Annotated in this window: 8 protein-coding genes; all 8 read right to left on the bottom strand. The window is 58.3% G+C overall.

Translation table 11 applies throughout. From position 1 onward, the window contains the following. Positions 1-974: thrombospondin type 3 repeat-containing protein (locus tag HMPREF3044_RS01505; protein ID WP_246820824.1), on the bottom strand; the 974-nt coding region annotated here is incomplete at its 3' end. A 1,661-nt stretch (positions 975-2,635) separates the two neighbouring features. Beyond that, positions 2,636-3,688, bottom strand: coding sequence for a uroporphyrinogen decarboxylase (gene hemE / locus HMPREF3044_RS01500; RefSeq protein WP_070738996.1), 1,053 nt, complete (start codon positions 3,686-3,688; stop codon positions 2,636-2,638). A gap of 16 nt (positions 3,689-3,704) precedes the next feature. Beyond that, positions 3,705-6,296, bottom strand: a complete 2,592-nt coding sequence (locus HMPREF3044_RS01495) for a heavy metal translocating P-type ATPase (protein WP_070738995.1) — start codon at positions 6,294-6,296, stop codon at positions 3,705-3,707. Then, the gene (locus tag HMPREF3044_RS01490) at positions 6,289-6,765 is read right to left on the bottom strand and encodes a hypothetical protein (RefSeq protein WP_070738994.1); all 477 of its coding nucleotides are present in this window, start codon (positions 6,763-6,765) and stop codon (positions 6,289-6,291) included. The genes HMPREF3044_RS01495 and HMPREF3044_RS01490 overlap by 8 nt, the downstream gene beginning before the upstream one ends. A 1-nt stretch (position 6,766) precedes the next feature. Further along, the gene (locus HMPREF3044_RS01485) at positions 6,767-7,294 is read right to left on the bottom strand and encodes a hypothetical protein (RefSeq protein ID WP_005390657.1); all 528 of its coding nucleotides are present in this window, start codon (positions 7,292-7,294) and stop codon (positions 6,767-6,769) included. Continuing rightward, the gene (gene hemB, locus HMPREF3044_RS01480) at positions 7,291-8,262 is read right to left on the bottom strand and encodes a porphobilinogen synthase (protein ID WP_005390660.1); all 972 of its coding nucleotides are present in this window, start codon (positions 8,260-8,262) and stop codon (positions 7,291-7,293) included. Before hemB ends, HMPREF3044_RS01485 begins: the two co-directional genes overlap by 4 nt. A gap of 13 nt (positions 8,263-8,275) precedes the next feature. Then, entirely contained in the window at positions 8,276-9,979 is a 1,704-nt protein-coding gene (locus HMPREF3044_RS01475) for a uroporphyrinogen-III synthase (RefSeq protein WP_070738993.1), read from the bottom strand. Between the two features lie 360 nt (positions 9,980-10,339). Beyond that, positions 10,340-11,401 carry a hypothetical protein gene (locus HMPREF3044_RS01470; RefSeq protein WP_070738997.1) on the bottom strand — a complete coding sequence of 354 codons (1,062 nt, stop codon included), beginning with the start codon at positions 11,399-11,401 and terminating at the stop codon, positions 10,340-10,342. Positions 11,402-11,856 lie beyond the last annotated feature (455 nt).

Here is an 11,856-nt window from a genome sequence, read left to right as displayed (position 1 = left end):
ACCTCATCCCCATCGGTCAAACCATCATCATCGGTGTCAGGATTCTTCGGATCAGTACCGAGCTTCTTCTCCTCATAATCATGCAAGCCATCATTGTCGGTGTCCTTCAGCATAGCTGCCAAATCGACAACCAAGACGCGACCGGGAGCTGCCTCCCAAGTTTTCATAGCCTTCTGATTGTTTTCAGAAATAGAACCTTTAGGATTGATGACCTTAAGCTCTGGAGCACCAGGGATTAGCGGAACTTCTTTGTCAAATTCGTAACCCACCTGGGTGATCTGGTCGCCATAAAGACTACCAGGACGTTTCCCACCATCAACGTCGAGAAGTTTGTAGCCGGTCCACTCGGTGAATTGTTCACGGGCTCTCGGGGTATTAAAGTACTGCTCCACGAATTTCCGCTTATTGATATCCCCCTTCTGTTCCAGGTCATCAGTACCTGCCAGAATGTACAGCGCGGCATCTTTAACCTTGCCTTCATCCATGCGTCCATGGATATAGTCATCCATGTATCGCCATAGAAGGTTACGGATCGCAATCTTGCGTGCAGGTTCAATTTCACCCCACTGCACACCACCGTTTTGGTACGGCCCCCAGGTGTGAGTGAAGTCCTTCTCCTCCGGCTCCCATAGTTTCCAGTCCCTGGTATAGTTACCCGAACCTGCAAAACCGTTTGGCACCTCAGGTGCCTGCTGGTTCTGGTCAATCCAGATGCCAAAGCGACCATTGCGCACGGCACGGACGAGACCCCCCGCACCTTTACCACCGTTAGCAGTGGAATCAAGCCCTTTGGCATACACGTCCCAGACTTTCTGGTCCGTGTAGCCTTCTTGCGTCTGCATGTTGTTAATCAGCTTAGGTGCAGCATGCGCGATTGGAGTTACTGGTCCATGCGGTGCCACAGTGACACCTGCAACGACCGACAAGGATGTAGCCGTAGCTACAACAAGGCGAAAGCCGGTGCGCTTCAGCACACCCCTTCCCTTCCTTGAGGTTGTTGACATTTTAATTCTCCATTTTGATCGGGGATATGGTCCTGCGAGAAACTAACATCAAAATCAGTCTCTTCACATCTTGCTCTCAGCTTATCCCCTCTTACCTTAAATGTGCAAATGGGCCGTAAAGTCTCGTATGTTTCTTGTCCATTTGTGGCTCTACCAGTTGTTTTGCACTGCAAAGTTCCCGCAGGACCCTTCCGTTCGGTGCTGGCGATTCCTATATATTCAACGTCATTCATAACTTACGCTAGCCTTTATAATTCCCACCTAAAGGTCGGCAATTACGCCTTTACCAGCACTTTCACATACTTAAGACCGCCAATTAGCCCTTATAATTACGTTACCTATGCACTTTCACAGCTTTATGTGAAGGTTTTTGAGATTTTGACAATGTACACACCAATGGTGAATTTTTCTTAGGAATATACGGGACCGAATAGTATTTTCAACCTAGGCACTGGCCGTTCGCCACATTTAGATGTCTTACCTTCACATAGTTTTCCTGGTTTTGAGATTCATAAACGGCCCCTTCCCACTTTCTGGTCTCGCCGCAACCCAAAAATGTGGGGAGCTTCTATGCTATAACCCAAGAAACTCCCGATATATAGAGGTACACCCAAGCCTTAGAGCACCCCTAGCACACGGCAACGATCCCAATTTTTCTACGAATCTCTCAGCGCTTGCCGTCGCGCCGGGATTATTTGGCCATACACTCTTTCCGCCACTTTTTATGGACAGCCCTCCCTCGATCTTTCTGCTGCAGGCGCCAGGCACAGGGCCCCAAACCTGCTTAGGAGCTGGCGGTAAGCGTCGGCTACGGCCACATTCACCTGCGCGGTAGGGTTGTCTCTCCCCGAATAGTTGGCGGGCGCCCGGCTGCGTTCATTGTGCGACCTGGAGGGACTGCCGGTGACGAGTAGGCCCCACATTCCCTTTATGCATGCGTGATTCATTGTGGTGCCTTGAAGCTCGGGGGCATCGGTACGTAACCGCTCTCCCCTACATCTACCTCAGTAACGGGTCGCGCTCATGTGTTGCACCAACGCGTCGTGCTCCATACCAGGAACCGAACAGGCTATCCAGGTGTGCACCACCAAACGTGGTGAAATGGCTCAACCTCGATCCTTCTCTGGCCATACCTTTGTTCTTCACCCGGTGCGCTTAGGCGCCGTTTCCCAGCCACGCCGGCGGTTTGAGAGCTACGGTTTCTGCCGTGCCAAGAGTTTTCCCGTGCTGTCACATTGGAAATTCGCTGAGATGGTGCGCAGGCGATCTCACACGCGCGGCATTTCATATTTTCCGATTTGCCTACGGCAGAGCTGGGGTGTTGCTCATACCTTGGGAGAATGTGCGGGCCATCCATGGGTTCTTTGCCGGCGTTCCAGGAGGTGGCTAGCTCCCACGGAGAGCTGCGCCTCTGGGCGCCGGGTTGTTGAGTCAAGCGACTCCTAGTGCTTGAGTTCTAGCGGTGTTTATCCACCTGCGCGTTGACATCCTTGTACCCGCAGCATCCGGGCTCGCGTGAGGTAGCTTTGTTCGGCTACTATCCTATTTTCTTGCCTGTTCCCAGTATATGCCGCGCGGGACACATGGCGCGAAGGCACGTGGAACCTAGGAATTTCCTACTTGTAGCAGCACTAGCGATGTATCAATTCCACAGCACGGGTGATGACATCTGGGTCTGTTTCCGGGAGAACACCGTGCCCCAGGTTAAAAATGTGCCCAACAGCATCACCGGAGCTGATAGCAGCATTGGCTTCTGACGTAATGCGCGCGATCTCATCGGCAATGGTCTTTTCGCCCGCGAAGAGGATTGCCGGATCGAGGTTGCCCTGCAGGCCCGTGGCTCGGCCGGACACGCGATGGATACGCTCGGCCGCCCGATCCAGGGGTACACGCCAATCCACGCCGACTACATCGGCGCCGGCGGCCGCCATGTCTGGGAGCAACTCGCCCGTGCCCACGCCGAAGTGGATGCGGGGGATCTCGCGCGCTGCCTCCAGGATACGGGCGGAGTAAGGCTGTACAAAGCGCCTGTAATCATGTTCAGAAAGAAATCCTGCCCAGGAGTCGAAAAGCTGCATGGCGTCGATACCTGCGTGCATCTGCGTCTGCAGGAAGGCCGTCACCGTGGCGGTGATCTTCTCCATGAGCAGTTTCCACGTCTCAGGCTCATTGTGCATGAGGGTCTTCGTGTGAATGTGGTTCTTGCTCGGGCCGCCTTCTACGAGGTAGCTCGCCAGAGTGAATGGCGCACCGACGAAGCCGATGAGCGTCTGCGTATCCGTCAGCTCGTCGAGGATGATCTCGATGCCCTGCGCCACCTCGGTGATCTCGTGCTCGAGAACCGGCAGTGCCTCGATATTGGCGCGAGTGCGCAGCGGATGATCGAGGACGGGGCCACGGCCGGGGATGATATCCAGTTTTACACCGGCGGCCTTCAGTGGGACGACGATGTCCGAGAATAGGATCGCGCCGTCGACGCCGTGTCGGCGCACGGGCTGCAGGGTGATCTCGGCGAGAAGCTCCGGGTTAAAACAGGAGTCGAGCATCCCTATATTTGCGCGGATCTCACGGTATTCGGGGAGGCTGCGCCCCGCCTGGCGCATGAACCACACAGGGGTGTGGTCGGGGGTTTCGCCGCGGGCGGCTTGAAGTAGCGGTGCATGGGTCAGCTGTCTGCGGTTCATAACCCCCCATTGTGCCCTAATAGTTTCGCACGCGGGACGAGACCCCCTCAATCACGAGGGAGGAACCCACCATGAGCAGCGTGGCAACCATCGGATGCAGCACACCGGCGATGGACGCAACCATCGCGGCAATGTTATAGGCCCAGGCAAAGACAATGTTCCTGTCCGCCACAGCCGATACCCGGCGCGCCAAGGCCATCATCTCCGGGATGGAGCGGGCATCGTCGCGGAATAGGACCACGTCCGCTTCCTTCGTGTTCAGGGACTCGCCGGTGCCGAACAGCACACCCACATCGGCGACGCGCAGGCAGGGGAGGACGGAGGAATCGCCAATCATCGCGACATTGGCACCGGCTGTGTGGACGCTGCGGACGGCGAGATCCTTCTTGCCGGGAGCAATGCCGGCAAGGACCTTGGACACGCCGAGGGTGTCGGCGAACCGTCGCGCCACGGGGTAGATATCGCGGGAGATCATGATCGTCTCCAGACCCATTGTCTCCAGGTCTTCAATGGATTCCTCGGCATCCTCCTTGATCGTGTCGTGGAGGAGGATAACACCGCGGGTCTTGCCGTCCCAGTTAACAATCAGCGGGGCACCACCGGAGATGGCGACGGAGCCGAGGCGGCCACGCAGTTCAGAAAGCTCGCGCGGGCGCCACAACTCGGCGTCGACGGTGACGAGCTCGCCGTCCTTATTGGGGATAGTGACCATGCCGACAAACGATCCCGCATTCGTGACGGTGAGATCGTCCACGTCAATCCAGTGCGGGATGTCGTCGCCACCCGTGCCGGCATCGCGAGCCTCGCGGGCGGCGCGGACGATGGCGCGCGAGGCGGGGTGTTGGGACTCCATTGCTAGTGCCCCGGCAACGCGGAGGACAAGCTCCGAATCCTCGCCACGGGCGGCGGTGATCGACTCGACGGTCGGTTCGCCGGTGGCGAGCGTGCCTACCCTGTTGAAGATGACGGTATCGACATCGTCGAGCTTGCGCATCGTCTCCGTGTTGCGCACGAGGATGCCTTTACGCGCACAGTTTTCCAGTCCCAACCGCATCGCCAGCGATGTGGACAAGGCCATGGCGACCGGCCCCACGGATGCAAGCACGGCGAGTGCTGAGGCGAAGGAGGCGTTGAGGTTGTTGGAAATCAGCCACCACAGCCCGAAATCCAAGACGGCGATGGTGAGCGCCGCCGGGACCAGCATCGAGGCGGACTTGGTGGCGATATAGGTGGAACGATTGGAGTACTGCGTCGCCTGCGCCAGCCAGCGCCTGATACCGGCCAATCGGGTCTGCGATCCTGTCTTGGTGACTCGGATCTTCAGTGGCCCACCCTGGTTGAGGGAACCGGCAAAAACCTGGGAGTTGACTTTTACACGGTAGCGGGTGCCGTTGTGGATAAAGGTGTGCTCCACCTCGCCGGCACCACCGATGACGTAGCCGTCAGCAGGGATCATGGCACCAGTGGGCACGATGATGTCATCGCCGTTACGAACCTCGGAGATCGGCAGCGTCGTGCGGGTGGGCTTACCTGTCTTGTGGCTTCGGCGCACAACGGTTACGGGGACATCAGTGATAACCTCGCGCTGTGACCAATCCTCCAACAGATTCGAGCGGGTCCGCCTGGAAAGGATGCGGCCGAAGAGGAGCAGCACGGTCGTGCCGCAGGCCACGTCGAGAAACAGCTCGCCATCGGTGATGCGCCGGTAATCGTAGGCGAACATGCTTGGCGTGGACTCCCAGCCGATACTTCCCGCAGGGGTGCAGGCGAGGAGGAAAATACTCCAACAAAAGGCGGCGATAATCGCCAACGAGCTCGCCGCATCAAGCGCCGACATGCCACGGCGGAAACCGCCGAGGGCAGCGCGGTGGAACGGCCACGCACAGTACGTGACAACGGGGATTGCCAGCGCCAGGCAAGCGTACTGCCAGTAGTCGAACTGCAGCGATTCGCTGTAGCTCATGATGAGGATGGGCAGCGTAAAAATGACACTGATGATGAGCCGCCACTTGGTGATCAACTCGCGGGCGGTGAACAACACCTCGTAGCCTGTGGCCTCGTCGCGGTGGGCAATGGGATGCCTGGCGCGGAGAAAACCAGACGAACGCTCGGGAGCCGTTGCCGAGCGGAGGCGCTGGAGCCGTAACTCTTCGGAGCGAGGAAGACGACCATAGCGTCGAAAAGCCCCTACGGGCGCGTGCTCACGGATGAAGCGCGTGTGCTCCGACAGATCACGGTGGCGCGCGCGCCGCTGGAGGGAACCAGGGGTGAGCTGGGCTTCAAAACCGCTCTCCTTGAGGCGCTCAATGAGGAACGACGGCGAGACAATATCGGGAGCCGTCACCCACGCAACGGAGTTGAGGAAGTTGAGGCTCACCTGGACACCCGGCGACTCCTCGAGCAGGCGGATGACCTGGGAGACATCGGCGGAGTTGTTGAGGCCCTCGATCTCCAGACCGTAGCTTGTCAGGTTATTTCCCCGCCAGGGCTGATCTGGATCGGTGACGCGGATGCTGTGTCTGCGCGGGCGATCATAGTGAATGCCGATCTTGGCAGCGGCAGCCTTAGCCTCTGCGATACGCTCGCCGACAGAATTCAGGTCAGTCATTCAGACCTCGGATGCGATCAAAATACGCCGATGCCGTCGAGGTGTACATGAGCAGCGCAGCGAAAGCCAACAGAACGGGGATGACTCCCAAAACAAAACCGCCTGCTTTCACCACAAAGGCGATGAGATTGCCGATGACGGCTACCAGCGCGACAATCGCCAGCCAGCGTCGCGACATGGTGGAACCACGGCGCAGCTGCGAGGCCAGGATGGAGATAATGAGTGCCACCACAATGTTGAAGATGGCCACAATCTTCTGGTTGCGGACGACGACGACACGGAAACTAGGGTCCACATCTATCGGACCCGTGTACCCCGAGGTGGCAAGGACAAGGCCCGCCACCATCATGAGGATGGCCGTGATGATGAACAGGAAGAAGCTGGCCGTCAATGAGGCTGGATAGCCCATCGGTGTCGGCCGGTTATTATTCATTTCCGGCCTGTACATGGAGGGGAACATCTCTGGCATGTTATCGCCTCCGCTGCTCTATTTCGCGGTGGGCTTCCACCCACGTCCGCGTGTCATGTCGAGTGCTGAAGTAGATGCCCATCACCGCAGAGACAAGGATGAGAATCTGCACCCAGCCGATAGCCAGCGTCAACCATGTGGGAACACCCAACGCCGTGGCGACGGTGATCCCCATCGCTGCGTCGATGATGAGGATGCCGCTGAACAGCTGGAGGGTGAAATTAGCAGAAAACGCCTGCTTCTTGCCCTGCCATACCCGGTAGGCGAAGAAGCCGATGAGCCCAGCGAAGAGCAAGCCAAAAGCGGAATTGAGAACCAGACCCGTGAATCCAGCCAACTTGGCATAAACCGCAGGATCGATGCCCTCGGGGATGTTCTCCCCTAGCGTCTCCCGTGCTGCGGATTGCGGGTACAGGCCGGCAACGCCCTGGAACACGAGTGCCAAGAACTTTGCGCCGGCTAACACCGCCCAGCACCGCAACGCGAGCGTTACGGTAGCGGGGATGGTCTGCTCGTCGGTGGTTGTCACAGTTTCTTTGCTACCTCTACTGCGTAGTATGTGAGAATCTGATCTGCGCCTGCGCGCTTGATGGAAGACAAGGATTCCATAATGATCCTATCGCGGTCGATCCAGCCATTGGCCGCCGCAGCCTCGATCATCGCGTATTCGCCGGAGACCTGGTAGCTCGCCACGGGAACGGTGGACATTTCAGCAACAGCTGCAAGAACGTCGAGGTACGGCAGGCCCGGCTTCACCATGACCATATCCGCGCCCTCGGCGATATCCAGTTCCACTTCCTTGATGGACTCGCGGAAGTTGCGCGGATCCTGCTGGTAGGTCTTGCGGTCGCCCTTGAGCGAAGAGTCCACGGCCTCACGGAACGGGCCGTAGAACGCAGAGGCGTACTTGGCCGAGTAGGCCATGATAGCGACGTCCTCGAAGCCGTTCTCATCGAGAGCATCGCGGATCGCGCTGATCTGGCCGTCCATCATGCCCGAGGGGCTGACGATGTGGGCGCCGGCGCGCGCCTGGGAGACCGCCATCTTCTGGTAGAGCTCCACCGTCGGATCGTTGTCGACGCGTCCATCCTCCGTCACCACGCCACAGTGGCCGTGGTCGGTGAACTCGTCGAGGCAGGTATCGGCCATGACGAGGACATCGTCGCCGAACTCCTGGCGCAGCCGGGCAACGCCCTTGTTGAGGATTCCGTCTTCCGCCCACGCCTGGGAGCCGGTGGCATCCTTGTGGGTGGGAATGCCGAACAGGTCGACGCAGAGCACGCCGGCGTTAGCCGCCTCTTCGACGGCTTTCACCAGGGAGTCAAGCGTGTGCTGGTACTGCCCGGGCATGGAGGAGATCTCCTGTGGGGAGTCGATTCCCTCGGCCACGAACATCGGGTAAATCAGGTCAGAACGGTGGAGATGCGTCTCCGCTGTCAGCTCCCGCATGGCGGGGTTTACGCGAAGGCGTCGGGGACGAAACGTCAGCTTAGTCATGCCCCCTACCCTACTATTGCGTGTTCTTCTTGCGAGTCCGACGCTTCTTCCTCGGCGCGGGGAGCGTACCCGCAGCACGAAGACCAGCCACGTGGTCAGCTAGCGCGTCGACAAGCGAGACGATGGACGCGGTCTCCGGAACAACATCGACGCGCAGCCCCATCTCCTTGGCGGTGGCGGCGGTGGCCGGGCCGATGCAGGCGATGATCGTGCGGGAATGCGGCTTGCCGGCGATGCCCACCAGGTTCTTCACCGTGGAAGAACTGGTGAAACAGACAGCGTCAAAGCCACCGGACTTGATCATGTCACGGATTTCCACGCTCGGCGGCGCGGCGCGAACCGTGCGGTAGGCGGTGATATCGTCCACTTCCCAGCCCAGGTCCTTCAGGCCCTCAGCCACGACGTCCGTCGCAATATCGGCGCGCGGCATGAAGACGCGGCCGACGGGGTCGATGTCCTCGTCGTACTCGGGGAATACCTCGACCAAGCCGTGCGCGTTTTGCTTCCGCGACGGCGGCATGAGCTCCGGCGTGATGCCCAGGGAGGCAATCTTCTCGGCGGTTTTCGCGCCGACGGCCGCGAACTTCACGCCCGCGAAGCTGCGCGCATCCAGACCGAACGCGGTCACCTTGCGCCACAGGGCCTTCACTGCGTTGACGCTGGTGAGAACAACCCACTCGTAGCGGCCCTCAACGATGCCCTTGATCGCTCGATCCATCTGCGCGGGGTTGCGCGGCGGCTCCACAGAAATCGTGGGCACCTCCTGCGGGATCGCGCCGTGGGACGCAAGGCGTGCCGACATCGGGCCGGCCTGCTCCTTCGAACGCGGCACGAGGACGCGCCAGCCGTACAGCGGGCGAGACTCCCACCAGGAGTATTTCGTGCGGTCATCGACGCCCTTGCCCAACGTGACGACGAGTTCGCCCGGCAGGTCACCGTCGAGCTTGCCGAGGTTCGCGAGCGTCGTGTCGTGCGTGCGCTGCAGGCGCGTGGTGCCGTGCACGGTCACCGTCGCCGGTGTCACGCTCGGCAGCCCCTCTGCCTGCAGCTTATCAGAAATGGTGGGCAGGTGCTCGGCCTCCGCCTGCAGCACCAGTGGCTGCGGCGCGGATGCCAGACCCTTCCAATTCACCTGCTCATCGCGGGTGAGATCCACCTTTGTGTAGTTCGAGTCCAGCGTGATACCCGCGAACATCGGCACCGTCGCCGGGAGACTCATTCCCGGCACGATGTGGAAATCGAGGCCACGCTCCGTCACGGTGTTGATCTCCGCGAGAACCGCCGGGTTGGACAGCGGATTGCCATTGACAACCCGCACCACGTCGATCCCCTCATCTGACTTCTGCTTCAGCCAATCGGCGGACTTATCCGGGTCCGCTGCGGGCATCTGTGTAATCTCTGCTGCCGTTGGCGGTGCCGGCCGCGGCGGGCGACGGCGTGCGCCCCCTGCCTTCGCCTCCGCACACAGCTTTTCGTAGGCCTCCTCGGCCTCCTTTTTCTTCTGCGGCGGCACGGGCAACTCGGCCCCGATTACTGCGGTTACGCCGTCAGAAACCGACGGCTCAACGAGGGCATAGGCAGTGTTCGCCAGCACGTTGCGCGCAGTGACCGTGAGCAGGTCAGGGTTGCCTGGACCAGCACCGACGAAGGTAATCCGCCCCTTCTCCGGGGCAGACTCCGTCAATGCTTCGACCTTGGAGCCTTCTTCGCCTGCCATAAAACGCTATCTTTGCTTTCTCTTCGTCCGTCTTTCTCAACCATTTCCCGGCCGACTCTCGCCTGTGCCTATAACACGTGTGCGCATTTCGCCCTAACCAGGGAAACGCCCTGCCTGCGCGCTGCAATGAACTGGCCCGGCTAACAAAAACCGAACCCTCTGCAAACCTCCCAGGAGGGCATGTGGTAATAAAGGATAATTCAAAACATACGAAAATAGAAAACAGCGCTTAGTCGCCGCCGGCTATCACGCCTGCTGCTCCGCCTTTCAGGACTGGCACCAGCACAGATACGTATGTCACGGCTTCTGCGATTGTTCTGCCGTTCAACTCAAAGACGTCAGCGGAGGCACGCACCGCCCCTATTCTGCCCCTAACATCGAGCAAGTTTTCTCGTCGGTGATGAAAAGCGTATAAACTGCACGAACACTTGCCTCACCTGAATCCACTACTTCCGGCGGAATATCCCACGGCTCAACTCTCTTTGACGGGTCTTCAACGTTGAATGAACTCACATATTGCCCCGCCACAAGATTCTTGTCGCGATAGAAAATGAGGCTAACAATGTTGTTGTCGATCGTCGAGGAGATCATCGTCCCAGTCATGAGGTCACTCAAATCCTGGAAATCCATGTTCACACTGGTGGTGTTCCCATCAGGAAATGCGAAACGTATGATGCTGGGCTTATCCGTGAGCAGATACACACTGCCCCTGTAGTACATCTCCCTCTCAATATATCCAGTCTCACGTGGATCGATCTTCATCCCTTCCAGCTCCCGGTCAAACTCCCACGTGCCATCACGGAATTTGTAAAGGCTAAAACCAGAATCATCATCGGAATACCAATACACGAGTGTCCACGGTTCTCTATCTATCAGTCCAACGACTGCAAAGCTAAAATTGCGCCCTTCGGCCATGGAGAGACACTGCGATTCCATCTCGGTGTCTAATGAAAACCACCGTATGCAAAACTCGTTGGACCGGTCCGACGAGTCTAATTTCGTGGTTTGAGTGGCAGTAAAAACGGTCCCATCGTTGGATATATACATGCCCCCTACTTCAAGGGGATGAGGTTGGGCTTTAGCCTGCTGCCCATCACTTAATACGAGAGCAGCATCGGCATCATCAGAGTAGGTAAGCATGGCCACATAGCGACCGTCCTCGGATCGAGTTCCTCTGAGCATGCCCCACGAGTCCATCCCTGATGGCAGTGAAGCGACGGTCTCACCGTTTCTGTTCACCAAAAGGAGATTTCCCTCTTGCATAATGGCGAACGTGTCCTCCACGCCCCTGACAAAGGTCGGAGGATAAATCTGCTCCCTTTCTGTTACTTTGTATTCGCCTTTTTCATTTGAGAGAAACCACACATCTTTAGCCGAATAATCCATTGCGGGCGTAGCAGCACCGAATACTGCGACATCCATGGGGAGGAGGGGAATATTTTTTGATTCCGCGCTCCGCTCTACTCTCGGGTCTGTCGGCTCGTGAGCACTACAACCCCACAGAACGAGTAGCCCTAAAAGCACCACACATATCCCAAAAAAGCGGATCACTAGTCGTCGTCGTTCCACTATTTGAGCTTTCATAGCACCGTCGCTCTTTTCCGTCAGACATCACCCTGCTGCTTCCATGAATGTCTAAGGAAAATATTACAGATTCGACACAGCCCACAACATGTCTCTGAGGAATTTCACGCTGAAAGGGGACTCCCGTTAGCGTGTGTTACCCCCTGAGTGAAAGCGGCCCATCCTTGTGCAAACACCCGGGTTTCAGAAACGGATGGGCTGCAAAAGGAACGCCGCGACACCCAAAAGCGGCCCAACCGGCTCCCCACACACGCCAGATGGAAACAGACGGGCCGCAAAAGAGACACCGCCAC

Origin of the sequence: Corynebacterium sp. HMSC073D01, assembly GCF_001815555.1 — a bacterium.
Lineage (GTDB): Bacteria > Actinomycetota > Actinomycetes > Mycobacteriales > Mycobacteriaceae > Corynebacterium > Corynebacterium glucuronolyticum.
Note: the sequence above shows the minus strand (reverse complement) of the source record. Positions and strands in the feature narration are given on the sequence as shown.

Bases quoted from the DNA above. Each gene is read 5' to 3' on its own strand.
- hemE (WP_070738996.1), bottom strand. From the start codon at position 3,688: ATGAACCGCAGACAGCTGACCCATGCACCGCTACTTCAAGCCGCCCGC.
- HMPREF3044_RS01495 (WP_070738995.1), bottom strand. From the start codon at position 6,296: ATGACTGACCTGAATTCTGTCGGCGAGCGTATCGCAGAGGCTAAGGCT.
- HMPREF3044_RS01490 (WP_070738994.1), bottom strand. From the start codon at position 6,765: ATGCCAGAGATGTTCCCCTCCATGTACAGGCCGGAAATGAATAATAAC.
- hemB (WP_005390660.1), bottom strand. From the start codon at position 8,262: ATGACTAAGCTGACGTTTCGTCCCCGACGCCTTCGCGTAAACCCCGCC.
- HMPREF3044_RS01475 (WP_070738993.1), bottom strand. From the start codon at position 9,979: ATGGCAGGCGAAGAAGGCTCCAAGGTCGAAGCATTGACGGAGTCTGCC.
- HMPREF3044_RS01470 (WP_070738997.1), bottom strand. From the start codon at position 11,401: ATGGATGTCGCAGTATTCGGTGCTGCTACGCCCGCAATGGATTATTCG.